13 protein-coding genes are annotated in these 17,004 nt (G+C 53.6%); 9 read left to right on the top strand and 4 right to left on the bottom strand.

Going from position 1 to position 17,004, the window contains the following annotated elements; genetic code table 11:
- Nucleotides 1-59: 59 nt before the first annotated feature.
- On the bottom strand, nt 60-2,018 hold the full coding sequence (locus tag ACT3UM_RS23675; protein WP_498902453.1) for a ligand-gated channel protein: 1,959 nt from the start codon (nt 2,016-2,018) through the stop codon (nt 60-62).
- Nucleotides 2,019-2,233: 215 nt separating this feature from the next.
- Here ACT3UM_RS23675 and ACT3UM_RS23670 point away from each other — a divergent pair, with 215 nt between their 5' ends.
- The 5 genes from ACT3UM_RS23670 (at nt 2,234) to ACT3UM_RS23650 (ending at nt 8,312) form a co-directional block, all read left to right on the top strand.
- Nucleotides 2,234-3,148, top strand: coding sequence for a LysR family transcriptional regulator (locus tag ACT3UM_RS23670; RefSeq protein WP_498902452.1), 915 nt, complete (start codon nt 2,234-2,236; stop codon nt 3,146-3,148).
- A gap of 79 nt (nt 3,149-3,227) precedes the next feature.
- On the top strand, nt 3,228-4,103 hold the full coding sequence (locus ACT3UM_RS23665) for an AEC family transporter (RefSeq protein WP_498902451.1): 876 nt from the start codon (nt 3,228-3,230) through the stop codon (nt 4,101-4,103).
- A gap of 104 nt (nt 4,104-4,207) precedes the next feature.
- Complete coding sequence (locus ACT3UM_RS23660) at nt 4,208-5,398, top strand: PQQ-dependent sugar dehydrogenase (RefSeq protein WP_498902450.1); 1,191 nt, start codon at nt 4,208-4,210, stop codon at nt 5,396-5,398.
- Nucleotides 5,399-5,454: 56 nt separating this feature from the next.
- The gene (locus ACT3UM_RS23655) at nt 5,455-6,900 is read left to right on the top strand and encodes a sensor histidine kinase (RefSeq protein ID WP_498902449.1); all 1,446 of its coding nucleotides are present in this window, start codon (nt 5,455-5,457) and stop codon (nt 6,898-6,900) included.
- A gap of 11 nt (nt 6,901-6,911) precedes the next feature.
- Nucleotides 6,912-8,312 carry a sigma-54-dependent transcriptional regulator gene (locus ACT3UM_RS23650; protein ID WP_498902448.1) on the top strand — a complete coding sequence of 467 codons (1,401 nt, stop codon included), beginning with the start codon at nt 6,912-6,914 and terminating at the stop codon, nt 8,310-8,312.
- 219 nt (nt 8,313-8,531) lie between these two features.
- Here ACT3UM_RS23650 and ACT3UM_RS23645 read toward each other — a convergent pair whose 3' ends face one another.
- Complete coding sequence (locus ACT3UM_RS23645; protein WP_498902447.1) at nt 8,532-8,948, bottom strand: hypothetical protein; 417 nt, start codon at nt 8,946-8,948, stop codon at nt 8,532-8,534.
- Between the two features lie 395 nt (nt 8,949-9,343).
- Here ACT3UM_RS23645 and ACT3UM_RS23640 point away from each other — a divergent pair, with 395 nt between their 5' ends.
- From ACT3UM_RS23640 to ACT3UM_RS23625, 4 genes are all read left to right on the top strand, one after another.
- Nucleotides 9,344-10,546 carry a quaternary amine ABC transporter ATP-binding protein gene (locus tag ACT3UM_RS23640; RefSeq protein WP_498902446.1) on the top strand — a complete coding sequence of 401 codons (1,203 nt, stop codon included), beginning with the start codon at nt 9,344-9,346 and terminating at the stop codon, nt 10,544-10,546.
- Nucleotides 10,546-11,376: an ABC transporter permease gene (locus tag ACT3UM_RS23635; protein ID WP_498902445.1), complete on the top strand. Its 831-nt coding sequence runs from the start codon at nt 10,546-10,548 to the stop codon at nt 11,374-11,376. Before ACT3UM_RS23640 ends, ACT3UM_RS23635 begins: the two co-directional genes overlap by 1 nt.
- 121 nt (nt 11,377-11,497) lie before the next feature.
- Nucleotides 11,498-12,373 (top strand): glycine betaine ABC transporter substrate-binding protein, encoded by an 876-nt coding sequence (locus tag ACT3UM_RS23630; RefSeq protein WP_498902444.1) that lies wholly within the window; start codon nt 11,498-11,500, stop codon nt 12,371-12,373.
- 114 nt (nt 12,374-12,487) lie between these two features.
- On the top strand, nt 12,488-14,128 hold the full coding sequence (locus ACT3UM_RS23625; protein ID WP_498902443.1) for a BCCT family transporter: 1,641 nt from the start codon (nt 12,488-12,490) through the stop codon (nt 14,126-14,128).
- Between the two features lie 93 nt (nt 14,129-14,221).
- On the opposite strand, the gene ACT3UM_RS23620 is transcribed toward ACT3UM_RS23625, so the two are convergent.
- Both ACT3UM_RS23620 and ACT3UM_RS23615 read right to left on the bottom strand, forming a co-directional pair.
- Nucleotides 14,222-14,947 carry a 3'-5' exonuclease gene (locus ACT3UM_RS23620; protein WP_498902442.1) on the bottom strand — a complete coding sequence of 242 codons (726 nt, stop codon included), beginning with the start codon at nt 14,945-14,947 and terminating at the stop codon, nt 14,222-14,224.
- 1 nt (nt 14,948) lies between these two features.
- Entirely contained in the window at nt 14,949-16,859 is a 1,911-nt protein-coding gene (locus tag ACT3UM_RS23615; protein WP_498902441.1) for a DUF294 nucleotidyltransferase-like domain-containing protein, read from the bottom strand.
- Nucleotides 16,860-17,004: the final 145 nt, after the last annotated feature.

The raw sequence follows: 17,004 nt of genomic DNA, 5'->3' as shown, positions 1-17,004 counted from the left end.
AAAAGCGGCTATCGTTGGATAGCCGCTGCTGTGGTGCCTTTATAACCGGCAACTAGCGCTTAGAAGGCAACATTAAGACCTAACCAAACCCGACGACCATCTTCCACATAGCCGTACTCGTCATAGTTGATCGTTTCGTCGAACAGGTTGTAGATACCCGCGTTCAGTTGAGTACTTTCGTTCAACTGGTAGCCAACGCCTGCATCTACAAAGGTGTAGGAAGGAGCCACAATGGCACTGCTCGAAGGGCCGGTAGTCGGTTGGCTCTCTTCGCCGCGGTAAGTGACTTTTGTCCATTGACTCAACTTGGCAGAGACTTGCCAATCTAACGAGGCGGATACCTGGTGCTTAGGCAGCTGTGTTAACGGCTCGCCTGCATACTCACCGCTTTTTTGCTCGCTATCGGTATAGGTGTAGCTGGCCGTTAGCTCAACGGTATCGGTTAACGGCGCAGCCACACTCGCTTCTACGCCCTGAGTCACCGCTTCATCAACGTTTACGCGATAGGTAGGATCGCTACCATAATCGTTCGCGCCATCCGTACAGATATCGATGGGACAAGCGATGCGGGTAATTTTATCGTCAAAGTCGTTATGGAACAGCGTGACGCTGCCATTCAAGCCAGAGTCGTTGGCATAGAGCAGGGCCAGTTCTTTATTGAGCGAGGTCTCTGGCTCAAGATCAGGGTTACCGTAGATATTGCCCCCGCGGCTGACCTGCCCCCAGTCGGGGGTGATCTCGCGCAGGTTGGGCGCCCGATAACCGGTCGAAACGCCGCCTTTCAGTGTCCAGTCAGGCGTCATACTCCACACGCTGTAAAGGCGTGGGCTGAGGTGGCTGCCGTAGTTATCATCGTCATCGATACGTAAACCGCCAGTCAGTGCCCAGGCGTCGGTGAGCATCCACTCATCTTCAACAAATAGCGCCCACTGGCTGTTCTCAATTTCCTTGCGGTCGGATATTTTGTTCGTCGTACTATCGTCAAGCGACTCCTCCTCGTAGCTAGCACCTACCGTCAGCATATGCATGCCTAGCGGAATGACCGCGCTGGTTTTGGCGGTGGTGTTGGTGATTTCAATATCCCGTGATTTGTTTTCGCTACTTTCACGCTGAAGGTAGGTTTCGCTGGTGCCCCAGTCGAAGCGCCCGCTGTGTGTCACCGCAACATGCTGGTGGGTGAACTCATTAAAGCTATCGGAACAGCCGCCGCGACAGCCCTCGGATGGCGCGGATTTACCCATTAGCGACTGGCGGTCTTGCTCGGTAATGCCCGCTTCAAACGTAACGTCGTGATTCTCGGTTGCCGCGAGGCTCAGTCGCGCAGTCAGACTTTGCAGGCTTTTATCTTCGTAGCCGTTAAGAATAGTGTCTTCGTCACGCTGAGAGGTGCGGCCATAGAGCTGAAGCCCTAAGCGGTCGCCTACCAGCGGGCCGCTGAGATAAAAGTTAGCCTGACGGCTATCGCCTGAGTCACTGTCTTCCTGGAGCACGGTGTCGAGTTGCACATTGCCGTGCCACTGCTGAGCCACCTTGCGGGTTATCACATTGATGACCCCGCCAATGGCGTCAGAGCCGTAGAGCGTCGACATGGGGCCGCGCACTACTTCAATACGCTCAATAGCCTGTAACGGCGGTAGCCAGTCTTGCTCAAAACCTGCATCGCCATTAGGGCGAGACTCGCGGGAATTCTGCGGGCGCCCATCGACCAATATCAGGGTGTACTGGGAGGGCATGCCGCGAATAGAGATATCCTGGCCGTTATCCCCTCTCCCGCCGCCGGTGACAATCACACCGGGCACATCGCGCAGCGCATCGGTAACACTCTGATAGTGGCCTTGTTCCAACTCTTCGCGGGAAACCACGCTGATAGACGCGGGAGCATTGGTAATCTGCTGTTCAAAACCTGACGCGGTTACCACCATATCGTCTAAGCGGGGCGCGTCTTGTGCCCAAAGAGCACTACTGGCAAGCGAAGAGATAGCGCTGGCCAGCAGCGTACGGCGCAAACAGGGAGACATAACTTCGTCCTTCATAGTGTTTGAGAAGTGTGTGAGCAATGTGGATAAGCATTCGCTCTATTAAATGCGAATTATTAGCATTAATATTTTTACACACTATTTGCACACTGGGGTGAGACGGTACGTTCAGCATACCGGAACACAAATGCCTATTATTTCTATTCGCACCGAAAAATGGCACAATCAGCGTTCACCCTTTTCCCGTGGGCCTGACCATGTATGACTTTGACGAACTGACCGCCTTTGCCGATGTGATGACCACGGGTAGTTTGACACGCAGTGCGCAAAAGCTCGGATTAGCCAAATCGACCCTTAGCCGCCGCATCAGCCAGCTTGAAGCCCGGCTTAACCAGCCGCTGCTGCGTCGTCAGGCAAACCGCTTAATTCCCACCGAAGCGGGGCTGCTGTTTCACAACTATTGCACCGAGCTTTTAGCGATGGCGGCGCATAGCCAGGAGGCACTGGCAGAACTGCGTGAGGAGATTAGCGGTGAAATTACCCTTGAAGTGCACGGTGCCCTGGCGCGCAGCTGGTTAGCCAGTGCCATTGATGCGTTCTTAAATCGCCACCCTAAGGTAGAGCTAACGCTACACACTAGGGAAACGCCGCCCACTAAAATGCACAGTAACAGCGTGCATGTCTGGCTTGGGCCGACTCACGAGTGCGGGCTAAACCAGGAGCGCCTGGGCCACTTAAGCCGCGGACTGTATGCTAGCCCTCGCTATTTGGCCTCTGCTGGCGCGCCACACCATCCGGATGAGTTGAACCAACACGCTTGGATCGATCTGCTGGGCACTTCCCCTGATGGGCTGTTGCTCACTCACCCAGAACTTGGCCAGTACACTTTTAATCCACCCCGTTCACGGCTGCGAGTAGATATCACCACTCTGCACATTGACGCCATTGCGCGCAGCCAGGGCATAGGCTTGCTTTCCCACTGGTTAACCGCCAAGCGCGAGCAGCATCATCCGGGCGAGCTGATTAACTGCTTGCCCGGCTGGGAACCGGTGCCTCTACCGATTACGCTGCTCTACGCCTATGGTCACCAGACCCGCCGTACCCACGCGCTGTTAGAGTTTTTACGTAGCCAAGTGCCCGCACCGTGGCGCACGTCAGCCGCGACGGTGTAAGTTAATTCGAGTGTTTACCTTGCCAGTTAGCCCGCTTATTAACGACAATAGGCGGCTACCGATTAGCCAAGGACTGTAAATGCTCGCCGAACTCTTTGCTGTCATGGCGCCCGTGCTGGCGGGTGCAGGGCTCGGCTACTTGTGGGTACGCCTAGGCCATCCCTACCCGGTCGACTTTGTTACCCGGCTGGTGTTTAACATTGGCACACCTTCGCTGGTATTGGCCTCCCTGGCGGGTGCTGATATTGATGCCACCACCTTTGGCCAGACGATGCTAGCCGCCGCGCTGGTCATTCTCACCATGGGGGCGGCGACCTTTGGCGTGGCAAAACTGCTGCGCCGCAGTTGGCGGGTACTGCTTGCGCCCATGATGTACCCCAACACCGGCAACATGGGCTTACCCGTGGTGCTTTACGCCTTTGGTAGTGCCGGGTTTGCCTACGGCATCACCGTGATGGTGACCGTCTCGCTTTTTCAGTTCACCCTAGGCGCTGTGCTTAATAGCCAAGGCAACCCGCTTAAAACCCTTGCCAAAACGCCTACGGTGTACGCCATTGCGATTTCCATGGCGCTACTGCTGACGGGCACTTCCCTGCCGCCCTGGCTGGCGAATACGGTGGACTTAATGTCGGGGTTCACGGTACCGCTGATGCTGATTACCCTGGGCGTATCCCTGGCCAGCATTCAGGTGAAGAACCTACGTTCAGGGCTCGGGTTTAGTCTAGTGCGCGTGCCCCTCGCCGCCGTTGTCGCCTGGTTGATCGCGGGCTGGGTGGGCCTGCCGCCACTGGCCCAAAGCATTTTAGTAGTGCAGATGTGCATGCCGGTGGCGGTCTTCAACTATCTCTTTGCCCAGCGCGCCCAGCGCGAACCCGTCTATGTCGCCAGTTTGGTCTTCTGCTCTACGCTGTTAGCGCTGTTCTATCTGCCCGTGCTACTTGCCCTGCTCATGTAGCTGCTTGCCCTGTTTATATAGTAGTGGAACCCCAACGTGGTTAAAGAGTCACTGCTAGACTACGGGCAAGGATGCCAACGATTAATATCACCAGAGGGCACGCTATGCTGTCTATTAACAAGGGTAACCCTACTCACCGCCGACGAGCCCCTGCGGTTTTGGCGGGGATCAGTGGGCTAGTGCTGGCGAGCGCTTTTAACACCGCAAATGCGGAAGTCATTCAAGAGTCGCTGGAAACTGACCATCTAACGCTTTCTATTGAGCGTGTTGCTGAGGGTTTTGAACACCCTTGGGCGGTGGCATTTCTACCCGATGGACGCTACTTGGTGAGCGAGCGCAGCGGGCAGCTGAAACTTGTCGATCCAGAAAGCGGTGAAACCAGTACACTGGAAGGCATGCCGGAAGTGAGCACTCGGGGCCAGGGCGGCCTATTAGACGTAGTGTTGCACCCCGATTTTGAAGGGGGAAACGGCGGAGGCGACAACGATTGGATCTACTTCACCTGGAGCAAGCCCGATGGTAATAACAGCCGTTCAGCGCTAACACGGGTAAAATGGCAGGGCGATGAGCTGGGCGAGGTCGAACACTTATTCGAGCAGGATCGCGCCTCTGGGCCTGGCCGCCACTACGGCTCACGGTTGGCGTGGCTGCCCGACGGCACGCTACTCATGAGTATTGGTGACCGCGGCAGTGAACCACCCCGCGCCCAGGCCAGCGATGACCATGCAGGTTCTACCCTGCGCCTTACCGCTACTGGCGACGTTCCTGATGACAACCCTTTCGTTGGCGATGACAGCACACTGGATGAAATTTATTCCATGGGTAATCGCAACATTCAAGGCATGACCGTGCTCAGTAACGGCGAAGCCTGGGCATCAGAGCATGGCCCACGTACTGGCGACGAACTAAACCATATCGAAGCAGGCAATAATTATGGCTGGCCTAACGTCAGCCAGGGCAATGACTACGCGACCAATGAGCCGATTGGTGAAGACTCACTGCCTGGGATGGTTGACCCGGTATATGTCTTTGAAGGCCGCTTTGCGCCTGCCGGGCTTGCTGAAGTGACTAGCAACGCTTTCGGCGAATGGCAAGGCAATCTGCTGGCCGGTGGGTTAGGTAGCGAAAAGCTGCTGCGTCTGCGCTTAGAAGAGGGCCGCGTAGCAGAAGAAGAGCTTATTTTACAAGGCGAAGTAGGCCGGATTCGGGATGTTCGCCAAGGCCCTGATGATGCTATTTACCTGCTCACTGACGCCCCTCAGGGTGGCTTGTATCGCCTAGCGCCAACCGATTAGCAGCCCCCTGTTCACTCGCTGATACTCAAACGTCTTAATGCCACCATGGATGCCCCATGCGATTACGCAATTTGATTATTTTAACGGTCATTGTGCCGCTGTTTATCATCCTGGTGGTATTTAGCTTAGTAGCGATCAAGTCGCTTGAAGATAACGTCCGCTCAAAGCTACAAACGGAAGTTGAGATTATTACCCGCACCCTGAGCTCTTCACTCAGCTACGCGGTTACGCCGGATAGCAGCACACCGCTTGAAGAAGCGCTGCAGTCGGCGTTCTCCTTCCATCGCATTTATGGCGCTTATGTATTCGATACCCAGGGTCGCGATATTTATGGGCTAGGCCTTGGCAAAGATATTTTCAGCCGCGAAGAGATCCAGCAAGTCATTGAACGCGATGACTTATATAGTAATTACCGACAACACGAAGGCTGGAATTACTACTCTGCGTTGACACCCTTGCGCTCGCAGGATGGCACTGTGTACGGCGTACTGCAGGTTAATCGACTAAATACAGGGATTGAGACCTACGCGGGTTTTATCAGTATTGTGGCTGTATTGGTGTTTGTGATTGGTGCGGCCGGGATTGTGTTTAGTATCTGGTGGGGATTTCGCCGCCATATTGAGCGCCCGCTAAACCGGTTGCTGCACGTGATGCAGTTAGTTGAAAAAGGTGATCGCAGCCAACGCGCCACCGAAGACGGCCCTATTGAATACCGCCACCTTGCCTCTGGTTTGAATGGCATGCTGGATGCGATGACCGAAAAAGACCACGAGATCGAGAATCGCCAGCGGCGCGAAATTGAGCTTGAAAAGCGCCTGAGGAAATCGAAGAAACTGGCTGAATTGGGCGTGCTGGCGGCGGGGGTTGCTCACGAGATAGGCGCGCCGCTAACGGTAATTAACGGTCAGGCTCAGCGTCTGGCTCGGCGCGATGTGATTGGCGACGACGAACGCGCACGATTGGGGCGCATTCGTGGCGAAGTGGAGCGCATTGTCGAAATTGTGCGCCAATTGATGGAATTAGGCCGTCAACATAACGTAGAGAAAGGCGAACTGGCGCTTGATCAGCTTATTATGAGTGCCAGTGGTTTGGTTGAAGACGAGCTAGAGCCACGCAATATTCGTTTAGACATTGAATTACCGTCGCCGACACCCAACTTACTCGCCAACGGCCAACAAATAGTGCAGGTGCTGACCAATTTGCTGCGCAACGCAGCGCAGGCCCCTGAAGTAAGCCACATTTGGGTGCACGCCCAGCAGCAGGAACACGAATTGATATTGTGGGTGGAAGATGATGGCCCGGGGATTCCCACCGCCCATCACCATAAAGTGTTCGACCCATTTTTCACCACCAAACCGGTCGGCCAAGGCAGCGGTTTGGGACTCTCTATGGTACATCGCATTATTAACGACCACGGCGGTACGATCGGCGTGTTTAACAGCGCCCTTGGCGGCGCTGGATTTGAGATTACGCTACCTATTAGTGAAACCGCATCCGCGTGAGGACAACGTTTGTGACCCAACAGGACCCCCTTTTACCTTTGTTGTTGGTGGAAGATGACGCCGCTATACGTGAGTTACTAGAAGAAGAACTGCAGGATGCAGGCTATACAACGCTCGGCGTACCTAGCGCTGAAGAGGCGATCGCCTTACTCAGCCACTCCACCGTCTCACTGGTGATTACCGATGTGCGCTTGCCGGGTATGACCGGCATTCAGCTACTCCAGCAGCTACGCCAAGCAGGCAGCGAACTGGGCATTATTGTGATTACCGCGTTCGGCACCATCGACCAGGCGGTCGAGGCACTAAAACTTGGCGCTGACGACTTTTTAACCAAGCCGCTAGACCTTGATGCTATCCGTGATGCGGTATTTCGCGTACTGGAACGTCAACGCTTGGCGGTCTCCCACGACGCTGATATCAGCCACTTCCACGGTATCGTAGGTAAAAGCCAGGTCATGCAGACGCTGTTTCATGACGCTTCCCGCCTTGCCAAAAGTGATGCCCCTATCCTGATTTTAGGTGAGAGCGGTACCGGTAAAGAGCTACTTGCCCGCGCCATTCATCAGGAAAGCCCACGCAATGACCAGCCATTCGTACCGGTAAACTGTGCCAGCATTCCCGCGGATTTGATGGAAAGCGAGTTCTTCGGCCATGTAAAAGGCGCCTTTACCGGTGCTAACGAAGCGCGCAAAGGGTTATTTCATAGCGCCCAGGGCGGCAGCCTGTTTTTAGATGAAATTGGTGAAATGCCGATTAATCTGCAGGCTAAACTGCTGCGCGCTTTGCAGGAGCGAACCGTTCGACCAGTGGGTGGCGAACGCGAAGAGCCGGTGGATGTGCGCATTATTGCGGCAACCCACCGTAACCTGGAGAAAGAGATCGAGCAGGAAAACTTTCGCAGTGATTTGTTCTACCGTTTAGAGACGTTCTCGCTACGTATCCCCCCTCTCCGCGAGCGCGGTACCGATATCGAGCACCTTGTATTTGCCCTTATCGATAAGCACTCAGAGGCACAGGGTAAACAGATAGAGCAAATCGAGCCGGAAGCACTCAACAACCTGCTCAACTACGCCTATCCCGGTAACGTTCGCGAACTGGAAAATGCCATTATGCGGGCGGTTACTCTGAGCGAAGATGGTTCACTCAGCCATAAAGACTTACCCGAACGGCTGCGCGAACAATCAACGGTAGAAGCGGGTACCCCTTTAGTGCCTGCAGTGCGCGGCGAAGTATTGGCTGGAGGCCAAATACCATCGCCCCCACCGATCCGCTGGCCCAGCCTAGAGGAAGTCGAAAAGCGCTATATTAACAAGGTATTAGAAGCAACCGGCGGCAATAAGCGGCGCACCGCTGAGGTGCTAGGCATTGCCCGCAGGACGCTCTATCGTCGCTTAGAAGACAGCGAAGAGTAACCGCTGCCACGGCTCTAGCTATAAACCGTGAAGCGGCACAGCCTAACGCTCAGCCAAAAAAAACCCCCGCTGGCGCGGGGGTGGAAAGGATGGTAAACCGTGTGGAGCAGCCGCAGGGAACAAACAGCTGAGGCGATTTACCATCGTAGGGAGCGGTACACTTACTCAGAGAATTACTTAAAAACTCCTTAAAACAAGCACTTAAAAACAATCAACTAATTAATTACTGGTTGAATTTTCATCATCTTCAGCACCAGGCATAGGATCGGTGCCTTCACCAAAACCTGGCTCATCCTCATCAGGGTTCATGGTGCCTTCTGCAGGCTCATCCATTGTGTCTTCGGGCAGCGTACTTTCAGTCGTAGACCCATTAGACATACTGCCTTCTGCAGCCGGTTCTTCTCCCAGACCAGGATCTTGCTCCATCGCAGGCTCTTCACTCATGCCTGATTCAGGCTGGCTGGTGGCGTCTTGCTCTAGCGGCGCAGCTTCTTCTGCAGGCGGCGCAGTCTCTTCGTTGTCGCCGCAACCAGCGAGTACAAGAACACTTGCGGCCGTCGCCATCATGCACAGTGTTATCCAGCGTGGGCGATTGGAAATTTGCTTACTCTCAATGTGGTCATGTTGCTTGTCCATAATACCCACCTCCATTACTAACACCGATTTTTCCTGGTCATCTAACTGGATAATCGCAAACTAAGTTTCTGTATATAAAATGTTGCCTACACATAGGCTATTCACTTTACGTGCCAAAAACTAATAAAAATAAAAAAACCAAATAAAATCATATTATTATAAAAAACAAAGCGTGCCGCTATGAGCATGTATCAAACCACCCAGGGTGGGTAAAAAATGACACATGTAGCGTTAATTTCCCCGTTGAGCGAGCCGTTGTGACACACCGCGCTTACCTATGTATAATAATTTTTAATAAATTATCCGATTCAATCTCTTATTTCTTTATGAATGGCGTAGCAACGGCACACGCCCATTCTGCTCAACTTATTCTGCTCAACATAAAGGCATCGCCGATGGACGAAACACGACCGGTCAAAATTAAAGTACGTGGATTAAGTAAAGTCTTTGGCAAGCAACCAGAAAAAGCCATTGAGCTTCGTAACCAGGGAATGAAACGCCCCGAAATTCTGGAGAAAACTGGCCAAACGCTGGGGCTATCCAATATTTCGTTTGATGTCTATGAAGGCGAATTATTAGTCATCATGGGGCTATCGGGTTCGGGCAAATCGACCTTGATCCGCTGCCTAAACCGTCTGATTGAGACCACCGAAGGTGAGATCATTATCGACGGTGAAAACATTCCAGCGCTAAAGGAAAAAGCGCTACTGGAGTGTCGCCGCCGCCACTTCTCTATGGTGTTTCAAAACTTCGCGCTATTTCCCCACCGCACTGTGCAGCAAAATGCCGAGTTCGGTTTGGAAATTCGCGGCGTAGACAAAGCAGAGCGTCACAAAATTGCTCATGATTCACTCAAGCAAGTAGGCCTGGAAGGATGGGAAGACGCCTATCCCAACCAGCTTTCCGGCGGCATGCAGCAGCGCGTTGGCTTGGCCCGCGCTCTGGCAAACGATGCCACTGTACTGTTAATGGATGAGGCTTTCTCCGCGCTCGACCCACTGATTCGCAAAGATATGCAGCAAGAGCTTTTACAACTGCAGTCGAAAATGCAAAAAACCACCGTCTTCATCACCCATGATCTAGATGAGGCGCTTAATATTGGCGACCGCATCGTGCTACTAAAAGATGGTGAAGTGGTACAGATCGGCACGCCAGAGGAGATTCTGACGAAGCCTGCCGATGATTACGTGCGGCGGTTTATCGAAGGAGTTGATCGGTCACGCATTCTGACCGCCGAAAGCGCCATGCGCCCATTACGCACCACTGCCCGCGAAAGCGATGGGCCACGTACGGCGCTTCACCGCATGCGCGACCACGCTATCGACTCTATCTATGTGGTTGACCGCGACCGCCGCCTGCTCGGCCTACTTGAGGCCGATGCCGCCAGCAAGGCCATTGAAGAGGGTGCCGACTCGATCATCCCCTACTTAACCCAGGATTTCCGCAAAGTCCCCATGGATGAGCCACTGCATAATCTGTTCGCCATGTTTAGCGAAAAGAGCTTCCCTATCGCCGTTATTGATAAGCAGGAGCAGTTGCTTGGCGTGGTGGTTAAAGGCGCAGTACTTGACGAACTGGCACGAGCAGGAGAGCAATAATGGAGATCCCACGCATTCCGCTAGGTGATTGGATTGAAAGCGGCCTGACTTGGTTGACCAGCGAATACTCTATGGTCACCCGCGGTATATCGCGCTTCACCCAAACCGGCATTGATATTTTAAACAACGCCCTTTTTTGGTTACCTGAATGGGCGCTGTTGGGCCTTATTGCGCTGCTATGCTGGCGGTTAGGCGGGGTACGCTTAGCCATTGGTGCCATCGCGGGCTTAGCATTGATTTGGAACCTGGGCCTATGGGAGCCCATGATAGAAACGCTCACGCTGGTGGTGTTTGCCACCCTGGTGGCGGTCGTTATCGCGCTACCTGTCGGCATTGCGGCGGCGCTGTCTACTCGGCTCTACCGGGTCATTATGCCAATTCTCGACTTTATGCAGACCATGCCCGCATTCGTCTATTTGATTCCGGCGATTCCGTTTTTTGGGATCGGCTCGGTCTCCGCGATTTTTGCTACGGTGATCTTCTCGATGCCTCCGGCCATTCGCTTTACCACGCTGGGCATTCGTCAAGTACCGGTGGAGCTGATCGAAGCCGCTGATGCCTACGGCGCCACCCGTGGCCAAAAGCTATTCAAAGTGCAACTACCGCTATCACTGCCTACGGTAATGGCGGGTATCAACCAGACGATTATGCTCGCCCTCTCCATGGTGGTCATTGCCGCCATGATTGGTGCCGATGGTTTGGGCAGCGAAGTGTGGCGCGCTATTCAACGCTTGCGCCCTGGCGACGGCTTTGAAGCAGGCATCGCAGTGGTTATTCTAGCCATGCTGCTTGACCGCTTAACACAGTCGCTGCGCAAAACGCGCAAATAAAGCAAAGCAGCAGAAGCGCCTGCGTTGAGCCACGCGCTTGCCAAGTCGCTTCTGGCTATTCATGCTGTATAGAGCAGCAAGTATTGACCACATTAAAATTTATACCCAAGGGAGAAAGTGAATGAAACATCGCACATTGAACCTCCGTATCCGTCTTGCTTCACTAGCACTGTTAGCAGGTGCCGGTGTGGCCGTCAGCAGCGCGGCGCAAGCTGAAGAAGAGAAAGGCACGGTTAACCTGGCCTATGTGGAGTGGTCTTCCGAAGTGGCCTCTACTAACGTGGTTGCCGCGGTACTGGAGCAAGCAGGCTATGAAGTTGACCTAACGTCACTCTCAGCAGCGGCCATGTTCCAAGCGCTCTCGACTGGTGATGCGGATGCCATCGTTGCTGCTTGGTTGCCGACCACTCACGCCGATTATATGGAACGCCTGGGTGATAGCATTGAAGACCTTGGCCCCAACCTGGACGGCACCAAGCTGGGTCTCGTGGTACCTGAATACACTGATGTCGACTCCATTGCTGACCTTAACGATAACGCCGACAGCTTTAATGGCGAGATCATCGGTATTGACCCCGGTGCAGGCTTGATGAGCCTCACTGAAGAGGTTGTGGATACCTATGACCTTGAGCTGGCGCTGCGCAGCGGTAGCGGTGCTACCATGACGGCCGCACTATCCAGCGCGATTAATAACGAAGAAGATGTCGTTGTTACCGGCTGGACGCCCCACTGGATGTTTGCCCGTTTTGATCTGAAATATCTAGACGATCCTGAAAACGTTTATGGTGGTGCCGAGCAGATCCATACCGCGGTTCGTGAAGGCCTGGAAGATGATATGCCCGGAGCCTATGCCATTCTCGACGCTTTCGAGTGGACGCCTGAGCAGATGGGCGAAGTCATGCTGATGAATCAGGAAGATGGCAGCGACCCCTATGAGAACGCAAAACAGTGGGTTGAAGATAATCAGGACGTCGTTGAGCAGTGGCTCAATAGCTAATCGATCCATGTAGGCAGTACAACGGGGGGCTTCGGCCCTCTGTTGTCGTTATAACGATACCCTTGATCGGCATGTATCTGTTCAGCATACTGCTATTAAAAAAGAGAGGCACCTGTGGATAACCACGACGATAAACGTCCCCCTGAAGAGCCAGTCTCTGAGGGCATCCCTGCTCCAGATGGCCCGGCGAATCTGATTGATACCGATTATGTCATCGGCCAAGACAACATCACCACCAACACCATGGGTCTCAATCTTGACCTGCACGGCAAGGTATTTAGCATTTCAGCAATCGTCGTGCTGCTGTTTGTGGTGCTAACCCTGGCGCTGCAAGATACGATTGCGCCTATATACGACTCCATTTTCAGTTTTCTGACCGGCAATCTAGCCTGGTTCTTTATCCTAGCGGCGAATATATTCGTTATTTTATGTATTGGCCTGATCTTCTCCCCATTAGGTAAAATCCGCATTGGTGGCGCCGATGCCAAACCTGACTTTACCTATATGGGTTGGTTCTCAATGCTGTTTGCCGCGGGTATGGGCATTGGCTTGATGTTCTTCGGTGTCAATGAACCGCTGACTCACTTTGGCACTTCATTTGACGGCGGCAGTTGGGCACCGTTAGGCGGCGCGGAAGGCAATGCTGCTGGTGCTGAAGCGTTAGCTATGGCCGCCACTATCTTCCACTGGGGCCTTCACCCCTGGGCGATTTACGCCGTAGTGGCGCTTTCGCTAGCGTTGTTCTCGTTCAATAAGGGCTTGCCGCTCTCCATGCGTTCGGTGTTCTACCCGATTTTGGGTGAACGTGTTTGGGGCTGGCCGGGTCATGTGATCGATATCCTGGCGGTATTTGCCACGCTGTTTGGTTTGGCGACCTCTCTAGGGCTAGGTGCCACCCAGGCTGCAGCGGGCTTGACTTACCTGTTTGGCGCGCCGGAAAGTGATATCACCATGATCCTGTTGATCATCGGCATTACGATGATTGCCATTTGCTCAATCATTGCGGGCGTTGATAAGGGCGTACAACTGCTCTCCAAAATCAATATTGTTCTTGCTGCAATACTGCTGTTCTTCGTTATTGCGGTTGGCCCTACCTTGATGATTGTCACAGGCTTCTTTGAAAACCTGTGGAACTATGCGGTTCATCTACCTGCGCTATCGAATCCCTTTGGCCGTGAAGACGCCAACTTTAGCCAGGGCTGGACAGCCTTCTATTGGGCCTGGTGGATCTCCTGGTCTCCGTACGTCGGTATGTTTATCGCGCGGGTTTCCCGTGGCCGCACAGTGCGTGAATTTCTGGTCTCGGTCATGCTGGTTCCATCCACAGTATCAGTACTATGGATGACCACCTTTGGTGGCACAGCGATCGACCAATATGTGAGTCAGGGCATCGAAGCCGTACGTGATGCGGGTGTCGATCTGCAGCTATTCGTTATGTTAGAGCAGCTACCGCTGTCACAAATCACCTCATTCGTCGCCATTGTGTTGGTCATCGTGTTCTTCGTCACCTCTTCTGACTCCGGCTCGCTGGTCATCGACTCGATTACCGCGGGCGGCAAGGTCGATGCACCGACGCCACAGCGTGTGTTCTGGGCGATCATTGAAGGCGCGATTGCTATTGCCCTGCTGCTCGGTGGTGGCTTGACCGCGCTGCAAACCATGGCCGTCTCCACCGGCTTCCCGTTCACCATCATATTGCTGGTGGCCTGCTATGCCATCATCAAAGGATTGATGAGCGAACCCAAAGCGGTCTAACGCTGTTTTAAACCGATCTTCTGGTTTAAACCTAGCGAGTAAGTAAAACGGGCAACCCACTGGGTTGCCCGTTTTTTGTTGGTATGTTGATAGTTAACACCACATATTTTTTAACGGTGTGTCAGGCCGATAGTGGGTGGCAATTTGCGCCTGCAAAAGCTCTGCGGTCGCCAACGCATCCACCAAGGCGTGATGCCCTTGATAAGCGGGCAAGCCGTAGCGTTCACGGCTAGCATGCAGGCGGATGGAAACCGGTGGGCGGCCAAGCCAACGGCGAAAACGTGCCCATAGCGTTTGGCGGTGCAGCCGCGCTTCCAGCGACATGGTATCAATCATCGGAAACAACACCCCTTCCTTACGACGGGCTTTAACCGCTGCATCTAAAAAGGGTCGTTCGATATTACGAAAATGCACGACCACCAATCGTCCCGCTAACTGGGCCAGCAGCTCATCAAGGATTTCCTCTAGATCCGGTGCCTGGGCGATCTCCGAGTGGGTAATATGGTGGAAAGCAATCGAGGCTTCATCAAGTGGCCTGGGCGGCTTAACGACCCAATAGCGCCGCTCGGCCAACTTGATACGGCTTAACGTGAAGGGTACGACGCCAATACTGACAATTGCGTGTCGCCGCTCATCCAGCCCGGTGGTTTCCATATCCAGCGCCACCATGGGCACCTCAGAAATGGGCGTTTCCGGATCTGGTAACGAGGTGCTAAAAAACTGCTGAAGCGCAGGATTACCCGCCTGCTGCGCCCGCTGGGCCATATAGCCCTGCCAGTCGGCCTGGGTAATTTTTTGACGTGGGCGTATACCAAACATCTTAACGCCCCTGCCGCTGAGCGGGCATGGGATAGCGGAATTTGAGAAATTTTTGCGCGTTGCTCAACACCTGGAAAGCGTCTTTGAGGGTATGCCGTTCACTATCCGCAACGTTTTCAGGCTCGATATTGTTATCCGGCAGGCGATCCTCTTGCAGGTCAATCATTTGATGGCGAATCCGCGACATACATAAGAACTCAAAGGCATAGTTAAGCTTGTCGCTCATACCATTCGCCAAGAGCTGAGTCTTGCTGATGTCATTTAAGCGCTGGAAGGAGTTTTGCGCTTTGGAGCCGCAGGCCAAGGCGTGAATACGCACCAAATCCACCATTGGCGCCGTACCGCGGCGTTTTAAATTGATGGAGTTGTTGTGCTTGCCATCTTGTTCCATCACAAAGGTGCGGAAAAACCCCAGCGGCGGCGTACGGTTTAAGGCATTACGCGCCATGGCGGCTAAAAACAGCGGTGATTTTGGCGCCGTCTCGGCAATCAAATCTTGCAGCGTTTCGACATAGAGGTCTTCGCCGTAGCAACTATCCAGGTCAAAGAAAATCGAGCTGTGCAGCAGCCGTTCAGGCGTGGGATTGGCCATCCAATCCTGGAAATAGCCCTTCCAAACGCTGAGCGGCTGGCGCCATTGAGCATTGGTCGCCATCACATCCCCTTTGCAGTAGGTATAGCCGCAGGCGTCCAAGCCATCGCTAACGATTTTTGCCAAGGCATAAAAATACTCATCGTGCAGCTGAGGATCAAACTCGTCGGAGAGAATCAGCGCGTTATCCTGATCAGTGACAATGCTCTGCTCATTGCGCGCCATGGAGCCATTGACCATAAAACAGTAGGGCACCGGTGGCGGGCCGAGTTCTACTTCAGCCATTTCCAGCAACCGGCGCGTAAAACTGCGCCCGATGGTAGAGAGCGCGCTACCCACCATCTGCGAGTTAGCGCCCTCTTGTACCATGCGTACAAAGGCGGCGCGTACATCAGGCGCTAAGCGCGCCAGGCCCTGGGCGCTCGACTGATTAAAGATATTGCTGACCAAATAAAGGCCGCTATGGGTCTCATAGCGGATAATATCCGAGAGGTGCACCACACCCACCGGGCGCTGACGATAGAGCACGGGAAGGTGATGCACGTTACTGCGCAGCATTGTCAACATGGCTTCATAAACAGACGCATCTGATTGAACGGTAATGAGCCGCGAGGAGACCACCTCGCCGACCGAGGTTTGCGGCGATAGCCCCTCGGCCACCACCCGGGTACGAAAATCACTGTCGGTTAAAATTCCGCACATCTGCCAAGTCTGGCCTTCGCTATCCTTAAAACTGTAGCGCGGGTTGTCACTACCCTCTTTTATTACCAGCAGCGCAGAGGCTTGAGCTTCACTCATCTGCTGCGCGGCGTGCTGAACGCTGGTAGACGTTTCCACCATCACCGGGTAGCGAGTTAGCAGTTTACGTATCCGCGTAACCATCATGTCATTGGATTTCTTTTGCTGCTCGGCGGCGCTCTCTAGCCGTGGTCGCTCCAGCTCGACAAAATCGGCGAAATGCTCATCCTCATCACAAAGCTTTTGGAAGACCACCTTAGGGATAAAGTAGAGCAAGGTATCTTCAATCGCCTTCGCAGGAAGACGCACTTTATGATTTCGCAGCAGGCTAAAATGGCCGAAAATATCGCCTTCACCTAAACGGTTATATAGCTCACCCTGGCTGCGGTAGACCTCAACCGCACCACTGCGGATATAACAGAGATCATTGAGGGTATCGTTTAGCGCTAAAATAGTGCTGCCGGTTTTGAAGTAGCTCACTTCCACCTGCTCGGCAATGGCATCGAGAAGATCATCCGACAGCCCATCAAAAGGGGGAAACCGGCCCATATGCTGGCGTATTTCTAACAGTTCGACATCCATACGGACTCCTTGAGGCTCGTCGGTTAATAGTCTGGATAATCAACCCATAATCTAAAGTGTGGCGGGAAGGCTAGGGAAGGTAAACCCCGAAACACACAATAAGAGCGAGCATGTCAAAAAGGATCATGAAAAAACGACAAGCTAT

Source organism: Halomonas sp. AOP13-D3-9 (assembly GCF_052379125.1).
Taxonomy (GTDB): Bacteria; Pseudomonadota; Gammaproteobacteria; order Pseudomonadales; family Halomonadaceae; genus Vreelandella.
The sequence above is the reverse complement of the archived record's forward strand: the minus strand, read 5'-3'. Positions and strand labels throughout refer to the sequence as shown.